Origin of the sequence: Streptomyces sp. ATexAB-D23 (assembly GCF_000373645.1) — a bacterium.
GTDB lineage: Bacteria > Actinomycetota > Actinomycetes > Streptomycetales > Streptomycetaceae > Streptomyces > Streptomyces castrisilvae.
This window is the reverse complement of the sequence record NZ_KB892035.1, coordinates 37,500-53,398: the sequence shown is the minus strand read 5'-3', so window position 1 is coordinate 53,398 and position 15,899 is coordinate 37,500. Positions and strand designations below refer to the sequence as shown.

The 15,899-nt window shown below is 73.2% G+C and carries 17 protein-coding genes; 11 read left to right on the top strand and 6 right to left on the bottom strand.

Translation table 11 applies throughout. The features are described 5' to 3' along the window. Positions 1-11: 11 nt before the first annotated feature. The 4 genes from B082_RS0125400 to B082_RS0125385 all read right to left on the bottom strand — a co-directional run bounded on the left by B082_RS0125400 (position 12) and on the right by B082_RS0125385 (position 2,278). Positions 12-842, bottom strand: coding sequence for an aldo/keto reductase (locus B082_RS0125400; protein ID WP_018554605.1), 831 nt, complete (start codon positions 840-842; stop codon positions 12-14). 100 nt (positions 843-942) lie between these two features. Further along, a complete protein-coding gene (locus tag B082_RS0125395) occupies positions 943-1,173 on the bottom strand; it encodes a hypothetical protein (RefSeq protein WP_018554604.1) in 231 nt (76 codons plus the stop codon). 43 nt (positions 1,174-1,216) lie between these two features. Continuing rightward, entirely contained in the window at positions 1,217-1,963 is a 747-nt protein-coding gene (locus B082_RS0125390; RefSeq protein ID WP_018554603.1) for an SDR family NAD(P)-dependent oxidoreductase, read from the bottom strand. A 111-nt stretch (positions 1,964-2,074) separates the two neighbouring features. Next, positions 2,075-2,278: a hypothetical protein gene (locus B082_RS0125385; RefSeq protein WP_018554602.1), complete on the bottom strand. Its 204-nt coding sequence runs from the start codon at positions 2,276-2,278 to the stop codon at positions 2,075-2,077. Positions 2,279-2,424: 146 nt separating this feature from the next. Between B082_RS0125385 and B082_RS0125380 the strand changes: the two genes are divergently transcribed. The 8 genes from B082_RS0125380 to B082_RS0125345 all read left to right on the top strand — a co-directional run bounded on the left by B082_RS0125380 (position 2,425) and on the right by B082_RS0125345 (position 10,666). Then, on the top strand, positions 2,425-3,645 hold the full coding sequence (locus B082_RS0125380) for a sensor histidine kinase (protein WP_018554601.1): 1,221 nt from the start codon (positions 2,425-2,427) through the stop codon (positions 3,643-3,645). Further along, positions 3,642-4,343, top strand: coding sequence for a response regulator (locus B082_RS0125375; RefSeq protein WP_026250189.1), 702 nt, complete (start codon positions 3,642-3,644; stop codon positions 4,341-4,343). The genes B082_RS0125380 and B082_RS0125375 overlap by 4 nt, the downstream gene beginning before the upstream one ends. Before the next feature lie 101 nt (positions 4,344-4,444). Next, complete coding sequence (locus B082_RS0125370) at positions 4,445-5,620, top strand: cytochrome P450 family protein (RefSeq protein WP_037710902.1); 1,176 nt, start codon at positions 4,445-4,447, stop codon at positions 5,618-5,620. 287 nt (positions 5,621-5,907) lie between these two features. Further along, a complete protein-coding gene (locus tag B082_RS0125365; RefSeq protein ID WP_018554598.1) occupies positions 5,908-6,891 on the top strand; it encodes a sugar ABC transporter substrate-binding protein in 984 nt (327 codons plus the stop codon). Then, a complete protein-coding gene (locus tag B082_RS0125360) occupies positions 6,888-7,940 on the top strand; it encodes an ABC transporter permease (protein ID WP_018554597.1) in 1,053 nt (350 codons plus the stop codon). The genes B082_RS0125365 and B082_RS0125360 overlap by 4 nt, the downstream gene beginning before the upstream one ends. After that, positions 7,937-8,779 carry an ATP-binding cassette domain-containing protein gene (locus B082_RS0125355; protein WP_018554596.1) on the top strand — a complete coding sequence of 281 codons (843 nt, stop codon included), beginning with the start codon at positions 7,937-7,939 and terminating at the stop codon, positions 8,777-8,779. The genes B082_RS0125360 and B082_RS0125355 overlap by 4 nt, the downstream gene beginning before the upstream one ends. A gap of 112 nt (positions 8,780-8,891) precedes the next feature. Then, a complete protein-coding gene (locus tag B082_RS0125350) occupies positions 8,892-10,055 on the top strand; it encodes an ROK family glucokinase (RefSeq protein WP_018554595.1) in 1,164 nt (387 codons plus the stop codon). Positions 10,056-10,069: 14 nt separating this feature from the next. After that, on the top strand, positions 10,070-10,666 hold the full coding sequence (locus B082_RS0125345) for a hypothetical protein (RefSeq protein ID WP_018554594.1): 597 nt from the start codon (positions 10,070-10,072) through the stop codon (positions 10,664-10,666). Here B082_RS0125345 and B082_RS36685 read toward each other — a convergent pair. Then, positions 10,628-11,455 (bottom strand): isocitrate lyase/PEP mutase family protein, encoded by an 828-nt coding sequence (locus B082_RS36685; protein WP_018554593.1) that lies wholly within the window; start codon positions 11,453-11,455, stop codon positions 10,628-10,630. The two genes, B082_RS0125345 and B082_RS36685, sit on opposite strands and share 39 nt — an antisense overlap. A 65-nt stretch (positions 11,456-11,520) precedes the next feature. Here B082_RS36685 and B082_RS0125335 point away from each other — a divergent pair, with 65 nt between their 5' ends. Further along, the gene (locus B082_RS0125335; RefSeq protein WP_018554592.1) at positions 11,521-12,195 is read left to right on the top strand and encodes an ArsR/SmtB family transcription factor; all 675 of its coding nucleotides are present in this window, start codon (positions 11,521-11,523) and stop codon (positions 12,193-12,195) included. Between the two features lie 7 nt (positions 12,196-12,202). Here B082_RS0125335 and B082_RS0125330 read toward each other — a convergent pair whose 3' ends face one another. Next, complete coding sequence (locus B082_RS0125330; RefSeq protein WP_018554591.1) at positions 12,203-13,771, bottom strand: family 20 glycosylhydrolase; 1,569 nt, start codon at positions 13,769-13,771, stop codon at positions 12,203-12,205. Between the two features lie 229 nt (positions 13,772-14,000). On the opposite strand from B082_RS0125330, the gene B082_RS0125325 reads away from it, so the two are divergent. Next, on the top strand, positions 14,001-15,296 hold the full coding sequence (locus B082_RS0125325) for a glycoside hydrolase family 1 protein (protein WP_018554590.1): 1,296 nt from the start codon (positions 14,001-14,003) through the stop codon (positions 15,294-15,296). A 10-nt stretch (positions 15,297-15,306) separates the two neighbouring features. Further along, positions 15,307-15,894, top strand: a complete 588-nt coding sequence (locus B082_RS0125320; protein WP_018554589.1) for a TetR/AcrR family transcriptional regulator — start codon at positions 15,307-15,309, stop codon at positions 15,892-15,894. Positions 15,895-15,899 lie beyond the last annotated feature (5 nt).

Below are 15,899 nucleotides of genomic sequence, written 5' to 3'. Positions count from 1 at the left end.
CCGGGGGCGGTTCAGAACTCCTCGTGGACCTCGGGGTCCCCGCCGAACCGCTGCCGCCGCCCGCCGCCGATCCGGGCCAGCTCCTCGGGCGTCAGCTCGAACCCGAACAGGTCCAGGTTCTGGCGCTGACGCCCCGGATCGGCCGACTTCGGGATCGGTACGGCCCCGAGCTGGGTGTGCCAGCGCAGCACCGCCTGCCCCGGGGTGACCCCGTGCGCCTCGGCGACGGCCACCACGTCCGGGTCGGTCAGCAGGTCACGGCCGCGCCCCAGCGGGCTCCAGCTCTCGGTGACGATGCCCTTGGCCGCGTGGAAGGCCCGCAGCTCCTCCTGGGGCAGCCGGGGGTGCAGCTCGATCTGGTTCACGGCGGGCAGCACGCCCGTCTCGCCCTCCAGCCGCTCCAGGTGCTCGGCGGTGAAGTTGGAGACCCCGACCGACCGTACGAGACCGTCCTCGCGCAGCTTGAGCAGCGCCCGCCAGGTGTCCACGTACAGGCCGACCCGGGGCAGCGGCCAGTGGATGAGATAGAGGTCCACGTAGTCCAGGCCGAGATTGCGGCGGGACTCCTCGAACGAGGCCAGCGTCTTCTCGTAGCCGTGGTGCCGGCCCGGCACCTTGGTCGTGACGAAGACGTCCTCGCGCGGCACCCCGCCGCGGGCGATGCCGCGTCCCGTGCCCGTCTCGTTGCCGTAGTTCAGCGCCGTGTCCACGAGCCGGTAGCCGAGGTCCAGGGCGCCGGCCACGGCCTTCTCCGCCGCCGCGTCGTCCAGCGGATAGGTGCCGAGCCCGACCGCCGGGATCGTACGGCCGTCGTTCAGGGTGTGCTCCGGGATACCGGACATGATCTTCCCTTCTCGCCTGTTCACCGTCGCGCGGGATGCCCCCCCCCGCCCAGCGTAGGCGGGGCGGGGGGACGCGGCAGAACGGGCGGGCGGCGGCCCGTTACCGCCCCTGCCCCGCCTCGCGGTGCAGCCGGGCGATGACCTCGTCGACCTGGCCCCGGTCGTAGCCGCGGCGCACCAGCTCGAAGGCCGGGGCCGCGGTCGGCGGGGTGCCGGAGAGGAGCAGCTCCACATGGGAGTGGACCTGGTCGCGGTCGTATCCGCGCCGCACGATGCGGAAGGCGAACTCCTCGTGCGGCGGGCGGTCGTCCTGTTCGTGCGGCGCGGGCATGGTGCCTCCTCGGGGCGTCGTCGATGCGCCCACCCTGCCACGGTCAGGCCGAGTGGCCGCCGTCCACGGTCAGTTCGGCACCGGTGACGAAGGCGGCATCCGCACCGGCCAGGTACGCGATCAGCGCGGCCACCTCGGCGGTGGTGCCGAACCGGTCCAGCGCGTTCGCCGCGCGCTGCCCCTGCGCGAACGGGCCGTCGGCCGGGTTGAGGTCGGTGTCCACCGCGCCGGGCTGGACCAGGTTGACGGTGATGCCGCGCGGGCCGAGCTCACGGGCCAGCGGCTTGGTCAGCCCGCAGAGCGCGGACTTGCTCATCGCGTAGAGCGTGCCGCCGGGCCCGCCCGCGTGCCGGCTCAGGGCCGTACCGAGGGAGATGATGCGGCCGCCGCGCTCCATCACCTCGGCCGCCGCCCGGCAGGCGAGGAAGACCGCCCGCACGTTGACGGCGAGGACCCGGTCGACATCGGCGGGTGTGAGGGTGCCGATGGGGCCGAGGACCCCGATCCCCGCGTTGTTCACCAGGATGTCGAGCCGGCCGAAGGCCTCGGCCGCCCGGTGCACCACCGAGGCGGCGGCCTCCGGGTCGGCCGCGTCGGCGCGCAGGGCGACGGCGCGCCGGCCGGTCGCCTCGATCGTGCGGACGACCTCCCGGGCGCCCTGTTCGTCCTGGACGTAGGTCAGCGCCACGTCGGCGCCGTCCCGGGCGAGCCGCAGAGCGGTCGCGGCGCCGATACCCCGGCTGCCGCCGGTGACGAGCGCGGTGCGGCCGGTGCTGACGGTGCTGTTCATCAGGGTTCCTGTTCGTTGCCGGTCGTGCTGACGGGAACCAGGAAAGCCGCTGGGCGGGCCGGATACCGGCGGGAAACGGACGCTGACTCCGGTACGGCGGTTACCGGTACCTCATTCCTTGATCGAGTCCGAGGCGATCATGACGGCCGCCCCCGCCACCAGCAGCACGATGCTCACGAACAGCGCGTAGTCGGCGACGAACGGCAGCCGCTGCACCAGGTTGAAGAAGCGGAACCAGCCGAGCCATTCGTGGAGCAGCCCGGTGACCCCCTGGACGAAGACCAGGAAGCCGACCGTCTCGCAGATTTTCTTCATGACGGCGAGCCTGGCGGCCCCGGCCCCGCCGCCGCGTCGGCCGGTGGGCTGCGTCCGGGGTCCGAAAGTCTCCCCTTCCGCGACTTTGGTCTCCCCGGCGCCCCGAACACCCGGAAGCCCCCTCCCACGTGCGTAGCTTTGTCGACATGACGCGTACGGAGTACCCCTGGCTGCTGCCCTCGGCGATGGCCGACCCCGAGCTGCCCGGCGACCGCGGGCGCTCCCGCCGCACCGTGCGGGACTGGGCCGTCGACCTCGCGGCCTTCCTCTGCGCGGCGGGCATCGGAATGGCCACCCTCGCCACCATCGACGCCGACCCCACCACCGCCGACGTCTTCGTGCTGATCGACTCGCTCGTCGGTGCGGCGGCCTGCTGCGCCCTGTGGTTCCGGCGGCGCTGGCCGGTCGGGCTCGCCGCCGCCCTGGTCCTGCTGTCCACCGTGGAACCGGTCGCGGCCGGCGCCCTGCTGGTGGCGCTGTTCAGCGTGGCCGTGCACCGGCCGTTCCGCCCGGTCGCCCTCGTCGGCGCCGGGGCCCTGGCCGTCACCCCCCTCCAGCCCTACCTGCGCCCCGACCCGAACTCGTCGTTCGTCGAGTCCACCGTCATCGGGGTGCTGCTGATCCTGCTCGTCCTCAGCTGGGGCATGGTCGTCCGCTCCCGGCGCCAGCTCGTCGTCTCCCTGCGCGAGCGCGCCCGGCGGGCCGAGAGCGAGGCAGCGCTGAGGGCCGAGCAGGCGCAGCGGCTCGCCCGCGAGGACATCGCCCGCGAGATGCACGATGTGCTCGCCCACCGGCTGACCCTGCTCAGCGTCCACGCCGGCGCCCTCGAATTCCGCCCCGACGCCCCGCCGCCCGAGGTCGCGCGGGCCGCCGGAGTCATCCGCGACAGCGCGCACGAGGCACTCCAGGACCTGCGCGAGATCATCGGGGTCCTGCGCAGTCCCCGCGACGGGGAGAGCGACGGCAACCGGCCGCAGCCCACCCTCGCCACCCTGGACGCGCTGATCGCCGAATCCCGGCTCGCCGGCATGGCGGTCACCCTCGACAACCGCATCGCCGACCCGGCCGCGGTCCCCGCCGCCACCGGCCGCACGGTCTACCGCATCGCCCAGGAGGCGCTGACCAACGCCCGCAAACACGCACCCGGCGCCGAGGTCACCGTCGGCGTCACGGGCGGACCCGGACAGGGCGTCACCGTCGAGGTGCGCAACCCCGCCCCGGCCGAACCCTTCACCCGGGTGCCGGGCTCCGGCCAGGGGCTCATCGGGCTGACCGAGCGGGCCACCCTCGCCGGCGGCCGCCTCGACCACGGGCCCGGACCCGACGGCGGGTTCGGGGTGCGGGCCTGGCTACCGTGGGCGTCATGACCACACCGGCCCCCGCCCCGGCCCCGCCCGTGCGGCTGCTCATCATCGACGACGACCCGCTCGTACGGGCCGGGCTGACCCTGATGCTGGGCGGCGCCGCCGGCATCGACATCGTGGGCGAGGGGGCCGACGGCAGCCAGGCCGCCGCACTGGCCGACCGGCTGCGGCCCGACGTGGTCCTGATGGACATCCGGATGCCGGTCATGGACGGGCTGACCGCCACCGAGGTGCTGCGTGGCCGCCCGGACGCCCCCGAGATCATCGTCCTGACGACCTTCCACGCGGACGAACAGGTCCTCCGCGCCATCCGGGCCGGCGCCGCCGGGTTCGTCCTCAAGGACACCCCGCCCGCGCAGATCGTCGAATCGGTGCGCCGGGTGGCCGCCGGTGACCCGGTCCTGTCGCCCGCGGTCACCCGGCAGCTGATGGCGCGCGCGGCGGGCCCCGGCCGGGACGAGCGGGCCGGCCGCGGCCTACGGGCGCGCGAGCGGATCGCGTCGCTCGCGGACCGGGAGCGCGAGGTCGCCGTCGCCGTAGGCCAGGGCCGCTCGAACGCGGAGATCGCCGCCACGCTCTACCTCAGCGTCGCCACCGTGAAGACCCAGGTCTCCCGCATCCTCGCCAAGTTCGGCTTCAACAACCGCGTCCAGATCGCCCTGCTCGTCCACGACGCCGGGCTCCTCGACGACGAGGGCTGATCGAGACCCGGCTGAGCCATTCGTCCGCGCCGGGCCCTGAGCCCTACGCTGAGCGAGCCCGGTCCCGGTGACCGGTGCGAACCGACCGGGAGGGTGGGCCCATGTCCGAAGTCGATGTAGATCTACGCGGGTTGGGCGATTTCACCGCGAATCCGTATCCCTATTACGAGCGGATGCGCGCGGCAGGTCCCGTGCACACCATCCGCACCGACGAGTTCGACCGGGCCTGGCTCGTCGTCGGCTACGAGGAGGGTCGCGCGGTCCTGGCCGACGCGCGCTTCGGCAAGGACTGGAGGTCGCTGCCCGGCGAGGCGGGCGGCGACCCGATCAACGCCAACATGCTGGGAATGGACCCGCCCGACCACACCCGGCTGCGCAAGCTGGTGGCCCGCGAGTTCACCTCGCGCCGCGTCGAGGCGCTGCGCCCCCGCGTGGAGGAGATCACCAGCGGACTGCTCGATGCGATGCTGCCCTCGGGGCGGGCGGATCTCGTGGACGCGTTCGCCTTCCCGCTGCCGATGACCGTCATATGCGAGCTGATCGGCGTGCCCGACCTGGACCGGTCCGCCTTCCGCAAGATGTCCAACGGCGTGCTGGCGCCCGGCAGCACGCAGGAGGAGGGCGACGCGTTCCGGGCCATGGGCGCCTACCTCGTCGAGCTGATCGAGGGCAAGCGCCGCTCACCGGGCGACGACCTGCTGAGCGCGCTGATAGCCGCCGGCCAGGACGGCGACGACACGCTCTCGCCCGACGAACTGGTGGGCATGGCCTTCCTGTTGCTCGTCGCCGGGCACGAGACGACGGTCAACCTGATCTCCAACGGTGTCCGCGCCCTGCTCGCCCACCCTGACCAACTGGCCGCTCTGCGCGCCGACTCCGGGCTGCTCGACGGGGCGATCGAGGAGATGCTGCGCTACGACGGACCGGTGGAGACGGCCACGTTCCGCTTCGCCCTGGAACGGGCCGAGATAGCCGGCCGGGTCATCGAGCCCGGTGACCCGGTCCTCGTCTCGCTCGCCGGTTCCGACCGCGACCCTGCCCGCTACCCCGAGCCCGACCGCTTCGACATCCGCCGCGACACCCAGGGCCACCTGGCCTTCGGACACGGCATCCACTTCTGCATGGGCGCGCCGCTGGCCCGGATGGAAGGCCGCATCGCCATCCGCATGCTGCTGGAGCGCTGCCCCGGCCTCGAAGCCGACCCGGACGGGGCCGCCCCCGACTGGATGCCCGGGACCCTGATCCGGGGAGTGCGCCGGCTCCCCGTCCGCTGGTAGGCGGGAGGGCGCCCGCCACGTGGCCGCGCCGGGGGCGGTGACATCCGCACCCGGCTCTCGTACGGTGACAGGGGCTCGGCGTACGGTGACGGCGGTCCGCGGCCCCGGCACCGTACGCGCCCCGCTCCGACACCCGCTCCCCGCCCCTGAGGGCGGCGGCGGCGCGGACTCGGGGATACTTGCCCAGCCGGGCCGGGACCACAGGGCCCCCGGCTCCACCAGCAGCACAGCGAGCAGCACAAGAAGGGCACGGCGTCGTGGCAAGGGTTCGGACAGGGGTACGTGCGATGGGCGCCGTGCTTGCGGCGGTGCTGGGGGCCTCCCTCATGGGATGCAGCAGCACCGGCGGCAAGCGGGCGGAGGAGCGTGCGGCCAAGGCCGCGGCCGAGGGCCGGTCCGCGGTGAACACACCCCGCTGGACCTTCGCCATGGTCACCCACTCGGGCGACGGCGACACCTTCTGGGACATCGTCCAGAAGGGCGCCAAGATGGCGGCCGACAAGGACAACATCAACTTCCTGTACTCGCACGACGACGAGGGCCAGCAGCAGGCCCAGCTCGTGCAGGCCGCCATCGACAAGAAGGTCGACGGGCTGATCGTCACGCTCGCCAAGCCCGACGCCATGAAGGACGTCGTGGCCAAGGCCACCCGGGCCGGCATCCCCGTGATCACCGTGAACTCCGGCTCCGCCGAGTCCGAGAAGTACGGCGCGCTCACCCACATCGGCCAGGACGAGTCGATCGCCGGCGAGGCCGTCGGCGAGGAGCTGAACAAGCGCGGCCGCAAAAAGGCCCTGTGCATCCTGCACGAGCAGGGCAACGTCGGCCACGAGCAGCGCTGCGCCGGGGCGAAGAAGACCTTCGACGGTCAGCTGCAGAACCTGTACGTCGAGGGCACCAACATGCCCGACGTCCAGGCGTCCATCGAGGCGAAGCTCCAGTCCGACAAGAACATCGACGCGGTCGTCACCCTCGGCGCGCCCTTCGCGGACGCCGCCGTCAAGGCCAAGAAGACCGCGGGCAGCAAGGCCGAGATCGACACCTTCGACCTGAACCCCAAGGTCGCGGCCTCGCTCCAGTCCAGGACCCTCGGCTTCGCCGTCGACCAGCAGCCCTACCTCCAGGGGTACGAGGCCGTCGACCTGCTCTGGCTCTACCGCTTCAACCGCAACGTCCTCGGCGGCGGCCGCCCGGTCCTGACCGGCCCGCAGATCGTCACGTCCGAGGACGCCGCCCAGCTGGCCGAGTACGCCGACCGGGGAACGCGATGACCGCCGCTTCCGGCTCGTCGTCCCCCGCCGGGACCGACGAGAGGCTGCTGCGCACCTCACCGCTGCGCAAACTGCTCGGCCGCCCGGAGCTGGGCTCGGTCGTCGGCGCGCTCGCCGTCTTCCTCTTCTTCGCGGTCGTCGCCGACAGCTTCCTGCGCGCCACCAGCTTCGGCACGGTGATGTACGCGGCCTCCACCATCGGGATCATGGCGGCGCCGGTCGCGCTGCTGATGATCGGCGGCGAGTTCGACCTCTCCGCCGGGGTGATGGTCACCAGCTCCGCGCTGGTCTCCTCGATGTTCAGCTACCAGATGACGGCGAACGTCTGGGTCGGCGTCTTCGTGTCCCTGCTGGTCACGCTCGCCATCGGCGCGTTCAACGGCTTCATGCTGACCCGCACCAAACTGCCGAGCTTCATCATCACGCTCGGCACGTTCCTGATGCTGACCGGGCTCAATCTCGGCTTCACCAAGCTGATCAGTGGAAGCGTCTCGACCAAGACCATCGGCAACATGGAGGGCTTCCCCTCCGCCCGCAAGCTCTTCGCCTCGTACTGGACGGTCGGCGGCGTCGAACTCAAGGTGACCCTCCTGTGGTGGGCCGGCCTCGTCGCCGTCGCCACCTGGATCCTGCTCCGCACCCGCTTCGGCAACTGGATCTTCGCGGTCGGAGGCGGGGCCGACGCGGCCCGCGCGGTCGGCGTCCCGGTCATCCGCACCAAGATCGGCCTCTACCTCGGCGTCGCCTTCGCCGCCTGGGTCTCCGGCCAGCACCTGCTGTTCAGCTACGACGTCGTCCAGTCCGGCGAGGGCGTCGGCAACGAGCTGATCTACATCATCGCGGCCGTCATCGGCGGCTGCCTGATCACCGGCGGATACGGCTCCGCGATCGGCTCGGCGGTCGGTGCCTTCATCTTCGGCATGACCAGCAAGGGCATCGTGTACGCGGAGTGGAACCCCGACTGGTTCAAGTTCTTCCTCGGAGCGATGCTGCTCCTGGCCACCCTGCTCAACGCATGGGTACGCAAGCGCGCGGAGGCGACGAAATGACGGCCCCCAAGGCAACCGACGGGCCGCGGGACACCGGCCGGCGGGCACTGGTCGAGCTCGACCACGTGGCCAAGTACTACGGCAACATCAAGGCACTCGAAGGGGTGTCGCTCGAAGTGCGCGCGGGCGAGATCTCCTGCGCGCTCGGCGACAACGGCGCCGGCAAGTCCACCCTCATCAAGATCATCGCCGGGCTGCACCGGCACGACGCCGGGACCTTCCTGGTGGACGGCGAGGAGACCACCCTCGCCAACCCGCGCGACGCCCTGGACCGGGGCATCGCCACGGTCTACCAGGACCTCGCCGTCGTCCCCCTGATGCCGGTCTGGCGGAACTTCTTCCTGGGCTCGGAGCCGACGACCGGCGCCGGCCCCTTCAAACGCCTCGACGTCCGGCTGATGCGGGAGACGACGCACTCGGCGCTGCTGCGCATGGGCATCGACCTGCGCGACGTGGACCAGCCCATCGGCACCCTGTCCGGCGGCGAGCGCCAGTGCGTCGCCATCGCGCGGGCCGTCCACTTCGGCGCCAAGGTCCTGGTCCTGGACGAGCCGACCGCCGCGCTGGGCGTCAAGCAGTCCGGGGTCGTCCTGAAATACATCGCGGCCGCCCGGGACGCCGGCCTCGGCGTGGTCCTCATCACGCACAACCCCCACCACGCCTACCTCGTCGGCGACCGGTTCGTCCTGCTTAAGCGGGGCGCCATGGCCGGCAGCCACACCAAGGACAGCATCACGCTGGACGAACTGACCCGCCAGATGGCGGGCGGCAGCGAGCTGGAGGAGCTGAGCCACGAGCTGGAGCGCGCCTCCGGTCCGGGCCCCGACGACACCGTGTAGCGAAGGCGCCCGGCAACCCGGCCGCTCCGGGGGTGGCAGAATCGGTGGCAGACGGGCGCCGTCCGCCACCGGGATCACTCCTGACCCGGTTACCCCAGACCCCCCAGGGACGATGAGCACGTACCGCGACTTCACACACCGCGGCTCCGCCCGCGCGACCGTCCTGCGGACCGTGGGCACCCGGGAAAGGCGCTCCCACCTCACGGCGCCCCGGGTCCCCACCGTCGGCATCGACATCGGGGGGACCAAGGTGATGGCCGGCGTCGTGGACGCCGACGGCACGATCCTGGAGACCGTCCGCACCGAGACCCCGGACAAGTCCAAGAGCCCCAGGGTCGTCGAGGACACCATCGTCGAGCTGGTCCTGGACCTCTCCGACCGGCACGATGTGCACGCCGTCGGCATCGGCGCGGCCGGCTGGGTCGACGCGGACCGCTCCAAGGTGCTGTTCGCCCCGCACCTGGCCTGGCGCGACGAGCCCCTGCGCGACGCCCTGGCCTCCAGGCTTGTCGTCCCGGTCATGGTGGACAACGACGCCAACACCGCCGCCTGGGCCGAGTGGCGCTTCGGGGCCGGCCGCGGCGAGGACCACCTCGTCATGATCACGCTCGGTACGGGCATCGGCGGCGCGATCCTGGAGGACGGCCAGGTCAAGCGCGGCAAGTACGGCGTCGCCGGTGAGTTCGGCCACATGCAGGTCGTGCCCGGCGGCCACCGCTGCCCCTGCGGCAACCGCGGCTGCTGGGAGCAGTACAGCTCCGGCAACGCCCTCGTCCGCGAGGCCCGCGAGCTGGCCGCCGCCGACTCCCCGGTGGCCCACGGCATCATCGAGCGCGTCAAGGGCAACATCCCCGACATCACCGGCCCGCTCATCACCGAACTGGCCCGCGAGGGCGACGCGATGTGCGTCGAACTCCTCCAGGACATCGGACAGTGGCTCGGCGTAGGCATCGCCAATCTGGCCGCCGCGCTCGACCCCTCCTGCTTCGTCATCGGCGGCGGTGTCAGCGCCGCCGACGACCTGCTCATCGGCCCGGCCAGGGACGCCTTCAAACGCCACCTGACCGGCCGCGGCTACCGCCCCGAGGCCCGCATCGCCAAGGCGCAGCTCGGCCCGGAGGCGGGTATGGTCGGCGCGGCCGACCTCGCCCGGCTGGTGGCCCGCCGCTTCCGCCGCACCAACCGCCGCCGCGTCGAACGGTACGAGCGCTACGCCCAGATCTACGACCAGGCCGCGAGCACCATCCGCAACACCCGCAACACCCGCACTTCGTAGGGACCTCCAGACCCATGACCGCAGCCGAGCACCCCGTCGTGCCGCGCCAGTCCCCGCCGCAGGCCGACGGTGAGGGCCGGCCGCCCGAGACCCGCCGCCATCTGATCCGGCGGCGCCTGATCACGGCGACCATCATCGTGCTGCTCATCGGCGTCCCCGCCGGGTACCTGCTGATCTCGGCGGGCCAGAGCCGACGCTCCGGCCAGGACAAGGCCGCCGAGGCCGCCGCACAGGGGCTGCGGGCGGGCTGGCCGTCCCGGATGCTGCGCCGGATCTTCGAGGTGCCGATCCCCGGCTACGCCACGGAGGTCCAGTACTACGAGACCAACAACTGGAAGGCCAGCCGGATGTACGCGCAGTTCCGCACGACATCGGCCGGCCTGGACCGGTTCCTGACCGACGTGGGCACCGGCCGCGCCGCCCTGGAGGCCGGGAAGGTCAGCATCGGTGCCCGCGACACGAAGATCGCCGGCTGGTACTTCGGCGACGGCGTCTCCTGGGCGGGCACCACCCACCGCAACGAGGACCCGCGGCCCACCCAGGACATCACCGTCGACATGACCGACCCGATGTCACCCGTCGTCTACGTCGTCTCCGCCGCGACCCCCTGACGCCAGCGCCTGCACCTCGGCGTAGGCCGGCGCCCCGCCCGCCACCGGCCGCCCGTCGCGGATCGCCGCGGCGCTCGCCACGGCCCCGGCCAGCGCGCCCCGGTAGAGCAGCGAGCCGAGGCTGACCCGGCGCACGCCCAGGTCGGAGAGCTCGGCGAGCGCGGGTCCGGCCGGGGAGAACAGCACGTTCAGCGGGGTGGTGAGGACGGCGGTCAGGGCGGCGATCTCCGCCCGGTCCGAGAGCCCCGGCACGAACACCCCGTCCGCCCCCGCCCGCTCGTAGACCGCGAGCCGGTCCGCGGTGCGCTCCCGCTCGCTCCCGAGCCAGTACGTGTCCGTGCGGGCGTTGACGAAGAGTGCGGGCGCGGCCTCCTTGACGGCGGCGATTTTCGCGGCGTGCGCTGCGGCGGGGACCAGGGTGCCGTCCGGGCGCCCGTCCTCCAGATTGATGCCCGCGGCCCCCGCCCCGTACAGCCGCCGGGCCAGCACGGCGACCTCGGCGGGGTCGTCACTGAAGCCCCCCTCGGCGTCCACGCTGAACAGGAACGAACTCCGTCCGAGCCGGCGGGCCAGGTCCACGGTCGCCTCCTTGGTGGCCGCCGCACCGTCCGGCAGCCCGAGGCCCGCGGCCACCCCGAGACTCGTGGTGCCCACCGCCTCGAAGCCCTCCGCGACCAGGGCCGCGGCGCAGGCGTGGTCCCAGGCGTTGGGCAGCAGCAGCGCGCGGCCCCGGTGGTGGAGCCGGGCGAAGGGGGTGGGTGCGGGATCTCGTACCGTCGAGTGGCTCATGGCTCCGACGTTAGGGCCGGAACACTTCGGCGCCCGCCGAACCGTCCCTGCGGCACCATGAAGGCATGTCCCCTCTCGCCGATACGGCGGCTCTCTTCGCCGACCGCACCCGGGCCGCGTTCTGCCAGGCACTGCTGGACGGCCGGGCCTGGACGGCCGGTGAGCTGGCCCGGCACGCGGGCGTCAGCGCGTCCACGGCCAGCGAGCAGCTCTCCCGCCTGGTCGCCGGCGGGCTGCTGGCCGAGGAGCGCCAGGGCCGGCACCGCTACGTCCGGCTGGCCGGCCCGGAGGCCGCCGCGCTGACCGAGGCCCTGGCCGCGTACGACCCCGGTCTGCCCCGGCCGGGCGGTCTGCGCGCGTCGGTGCGCCAGGACGCCGAGGCACGGGCACGGACCTGTTACGACCATCTCGCGGGCCGGCTGGGCGTGGCCCTGGCGGACGCGATGACCGCGCGCGGGCTGGTGGACACCGGCTCCGGGGTCGCCGTCACCCCGGCTGGCCGGAGCTGGCTGGCCGATGCCCTGGACTACCGGCAGCCGGAGGGCGCCCGGCGCCCCCTCGTACGGACCTGCCTGGACTGGACCGAGCGCCGCCCCCACCTGGCCGGGGCGCTCGGCGCGGCGCTGTGCGGGACGGCGCTGGAGCGGGGGTGGGTGCGGCGGGTCGGCTCGGGGCGGGCGGTGAGGGTGACGGCGCGGGGGAGCGAGGCGTTCGGGGAGCTGCTGGGGGTGGAGGTGTGAGCCCCGCTCAGCGCCAGGGCACCTCCGTGGAGGCGAAGTAGGGCAGGTCCCGGTCCGTCCAGAGCCGTCCGTGGCGGGCCAGGCGCTCGCGGTACTCCGCCCACCGCGGTGCCCGCCCGCACCACGCGGCCTCCGCCACCGAGGCCAGCCGGGGCAGCAGGAGTACGGAGACGTCGTCGAAGCCCGCGAACCGTTCGGCGAAGACCGTCGCCTCCACGCCCGCGACGCAGGCGTCCGGGATCGCGTACGCCCCCGGGTCCCACCGCGCCGTGTGCCGGACGCCCAGCGGGCGGTATCCGTCGAATCCGAGGCGGGCGGCCTCGTCGGCCTGCTCGGGCGGTGCGAACTGAGCCGCGTACGGCCGGTCCAGATACAGGTGGGACTGGGGTGACAGCAGGACGCGCCCGCCGCCCTCGACGGTCCGGCGCAGGTCCTCGTCGGTGGGGGCGAAGAACGTCTTGAGCGCCCCGATGATCTCCAGGGTCCGCCCGGCGGCCACGAGTTCGGGGCGGGCCGCCAGTTCGTCGGCGGTGTCGGGAAGGTCCATCATCGCCACGTCCACCCAGTACTGGGTGATGTCCCCCGGCTCGACGCCGGCGCGTGCGGACTCCTGCCAGGCGACCGGGTGCTTGCCCAGGGAGCGGACGATCGCGCGCAGTTCGCGTACGGAGTCCTCGAAGCTCTCCGGGGTCGCGCCGAACGCCTCGTCGGCGCCGATGTGGACGTAGGGGCCGTCCGTCAGCGCGCAGACGTCGGCGAGTATCCGGGTGACGGCGGCCCGGGTCGCCCCGTCGGTCAGGTCCAGCGGGGGCACGAACGGGAAGCGGCCGGCGAGTCCGGCCGGTGCGGGGGCCGGGGGCAGTCCGGGTACGGCGTCCCGGAGCGTCGCGCAGTGGCCCGGCAGGTCGATCTCGGGGACGACCGTGACGAACCGCCGGGCCGCGTACTCCTGGAGCGCGCGGTAGTCGGCCGCGGTGTAGAACTCCGCCCCCGGTGCCGTCAGCCCCGGGGTGCCGGGCAGTTGGATGCGCCAGCCCTCGTTGTCGGTGAGGTGCAGGTGCAGCACGTTCAGCTTGTAGAGCGCGGCGAGGTCGATGATCCGGCGCAGCTCGTCCGGGGTGAGGAAGGTGCGGGCCGGGTCGACCATGAGGCCGCGCCAGGCGTAGCGCGGGGCGTCCGTCAGCTCCTGGAAGGGGAGTTCGCCGGACGCGCGGCTGGTGGCGATGAGCTGTACGGCTGTGGTGGCGCCCCGGAACGCGCCTTCCGGGGTGCGGGCGAGGCAGGTGATGCCGTCGGTGTCCACGCGCAGCCGGTAGCCCTCGTCCACGGGCCGCTCACCGCCGGCCGGGGCGATACCGAGGGGCGGCGTGGAGGCTTCGTCGTCCAGGCCGATGACGAGTTCGCGCGGCGCTCCGTCCGGGCCGCCGGGCAGGTGCGGGGCGAGCAGTTCCCGTACGGCGCCGGCGGTCCGCTCCAGCGCCGGGCCGGCCGCCCGCACCCGCCAGGGGCCGGTTGTGCGCAGGGTGCCGGCGGGGGAGGCCGGTCGGGTTTCGGCGTGCGGAATGACGGCGTTCACGAGGCTTTCTCCCTGTGCGCGATGGGGGCCGGGGCGCCAGGGAGCCGGAGCGGCGATGTCAGGTTCGGGCGGTCCGGCTCCCTGCGTGTGCGGCGCGGGCTCCGGGGCGAGTTCGGACCGGCCGCCTCTTCTCCCGTACCGCTGCCACCTGTACGCTAACACGAAAACCGATCAATGAACGCTTTTTGCGGAGTGGGCACGGCCCGCCTCCGGGCGAAAGGAGAACTCGATGGTGCACGAGGCCGGACCCGGTTTCGCCCTGCCGGAAGGCTTCCTCATGGGAGCGTCGACTTCGGCCCACCAGATCGAGGGCAACAACGTCTCCAGCGACTGGTGGACCCTGGAGAACCACCCCCGCAGCTTCATCGAGGAGCCCAGCGGGGACGCGGCCGACAGCTTCCACCGATGGCCCGAGGACATGGACCTGCTGCGCGAACTCGGCTTCGACTCCTACCGGTTCAGCGTCGAGTGGGCCCGGATCGAACCGCAGCGCGGCCGGATCTCACGGGCGGCGGTCGCGCACTACCGGGCCATGGTGCGCGGGGCGGTGGAGCGCGGACTGACCCCGGTGGTGACCCTCCACCACTTCACCTCGCCGCAGTGGTTCAGCGACCTCGGCGGCTGGACGGCGCCCGAGGCGGCCGGGCTGTTCGCGGCCTACGCGCGCACCTGCGGCGAGATCCTGCGCGAGGGTGTCCGCTATGCCGCCACCATCAACGAGCCCAACATCATGGCCCTGATGTACGCCCTGCGGGCCCATGCGGCCGAGCACGGCTGGGAGAGCGTCGCGCAGGGCGCGCGCGCCGCCCGGGAGGCGGGGGCCGCCGCCGTCGACCCGGCCTCCTTCGAGCCGGACCCCGAGGTGGTCCGGGCCCTGATCCGCGCCCACCGCGCCGCGTCCGCCGCGCTGAGGGAGACCGTCCCCGGCCTCCGGGTCGGCTGGACCGTCGCCAACCAGGTCTACCAGCCCGAACCGGGCGCCGAGGCCGTCGCGACCGCCTACGCGTGGCAGCGCGAGGACGTCTTCCTGGAGGCCGCCCGCGAGGACGACTGGGTCGGCGTACAGGCCTACACCCGCCACCGCGTCGGCGCCGACGGCACCCTGCCCCCGCCCCAGGGTGCCGAACTGACCCTGACCGGCTGGGAGTTCTACCCCGAGGCGCTCGGAGAAGCGGTGCGGCACACGGCGGAGGTGGTCGGCCCCGGCGTGCCCGTCCTGGTCACAGAGAACGGCATCGCCACCGACGACGACAGCCGCCGCATCGCCTACACCGCCCGCGCCCTCGCGAGCCTCGCCGAGGCGATGGACGCCGGCATCGACGTACGCGGCTACCTGCACTGGAGCGCCCTGGACAACTACGAGTGGGGCAGCTACCGGCCGACGTTCGGGCTCATCGCGGTCGACCGGCACACCTTCACCCGTACCCCCAAGGAGTCCGCGCGCTGGCTGGGCGGCCTCTCCCGGGAGCGCCGGCTGCCGGCCGCCGCGCCGCTCGGCTCGGTGCCCGCCCCGACCTCGCGTTAGGGTGACCGGCATGGCGAAACGGGGCCCGTACGAGAAGGGCGAGGCCAAGCGCAGCGAAATCCTGCACGCGGCACTGGAGATCTTTGCCGCCGAGGGGTACCGGGGTACCTCGCTGCGGAAGGTGGCGGCCAAGTGCAGTCTGAGCCTGCCCGGTCTGATGCACTACTTCGACTCCAAGGAGGACCTGCTCACCCAGGTCCTGCGCATGCGTGACGAGACCGCGCGGGTCCGGCAGGCGGAGCGCGCCGACCCGCACGGCTACCGCGAGATCATCCGGGAGGGCGCCAAGACGCCGGGCCTGGTCGAGCTGTTCGTCTCCATGGCCGCCGCCGCGAGCGACCCGGCCCACCCCGCCCACGCCCACTTCGCCGAGCGCTACCCGGTGCTCCGCGAACGCGTGGCGGACTTCGTGCGCGACGGGGTGGCGGAAGGGCGGATCAGCTCCGCCGTCCCGCCGGAGCGGCTGGCCGTGCTGCTCATCGCCGTGGCCGACGGCATCCAGCTGCAATGGCTGATCGACCGGTCGACGGACATGGAACAGCCCATCGAGGACCTGCTCTCCGTCCTCGATCCGCGTACGGCGCCCGACGGGGCCTGAACGAC

What these genes read in the sequence shown, in the direction of transcription:
- B082_RS0125400 (WP_018554605.1), bottom strand. Translation starts at nt 842, where the DNA reads ATGTCCGGTATCCCGGAGCACACCCTGAACGACGGCCGTACGATCCCG.
- B082_RS0125395 (WP_018554604.1), bottom strand. Translation starts at nt 1,173, where the DNA reads ATGCCCGCGCCGCACGAACAGGACGACCGCCCGCCGCACGAGGAGTTC.
- B082_RS0125390 (WP_018554603.1), bottom strand. Translation starts at nt 1,963, where the DNA reads ATGAACAGCACCGTCAGCACCGGCCGCACCGCGCTCGTCACCGGCGGC.
- B082_RS0125385 (WP_018554602.1), bottom strand. Translation starts at nt 2,278, where the DNA reads ATGAAGAAAATCTGCGAGACGGTCGGCTTCCTGGTCTTCGTCCAGGGG.
- B082_RS0125380 (WP_018554601.1), top strand. Translation starts at nt 2,425, where the DNA reads ATGACGCGTACGGAGTACCCCTGGCTGCTGCCCTCGGCGATGGCCGAC.
- B082_RS0125375 (WP_026250189.1), top strand. Translation starts at nt 3,642, where the DNA reads ATGACCACACCGGCCCCCGCCCCGGCCCCGCCCGTGCGGCTGCTCATC.
- B082_RS0125370 (WP_037710902.1), top strand. Translation starts at nt 4,445, where the DNA reads ATGTCCGAAGTCGATGTAGATCTACGCGGGTTGGGCGATTTCACCGCG.
- B082_RS0125365 (WP_018554598.1), top strand. Translation starts at nt 5,908, where the DNA reads ATGGGCGCCGTGCTTGCGGCGGTGCTGGGGGCCTCCCTCATGGGATGC.
- B082_RS0125360 (WP_018554597.1), top strand. Translation starts at nt 6,888, where the DNA reads ATGACCGCCGCTTCCGGCTCGTCGTCCCCCGCCGGGACCGACGAGAGG.
- B082_RS0125355 (WP_018554596.1), top strand. Translation starts at nt 7,937, where the DNA reads ATGACGGCCCCCAAGGCAACCGACGGGCCGCGGGACACCGGCCGGCGG.
- B082_RS0125350 (WP_018554595.1), top strand. Translation starts at nt 8,892, where the DNA reads ATGAGCACGTACCGCGACTTCACACACCGCGGCTCCGCCCGCGCGACC.
- B082_RS0125345 (WP_018554594.1), top strand. Translation starts at nt 10,070, where the DNA reads ATGACCGCAGCCGAGCACCCCGTCGTGCCGCGCCAGTCCCCGCCGCAG.
- B082_RS36685 (WP_018554593.1), bottom strand. Translation starts at nt 11,455, where the DNA reads ATGAGCCACTCGACGGTACGAGATCCCGCACCCACCCCCTTCGCCCGG.
- B082_RS0125335 (WP_018554592.1), top strand. Translation starts at nt 11,521, where the DNA reads ATGTCCCCTCTCGCCGATACGGCGGCTCTCTTCGCCGACCGCACCCGG.
- B082_RS0125325 (WP_018554590.1), top strand. Translation starts at nt 14,001, where the DNA reads ATGGTGCACGAGGCCGGACCCGGTTTCGCCCTGCCGGAAGGCTTCCTC.
- B082_RS0125320 (WP_018554589.1), top strand. Translation starts at nt 15,307, where the DNA reads ATGGCGAAACGGGGCCCGTACGAGAAGGGCGAGGCCAAGCGCAGCGAA.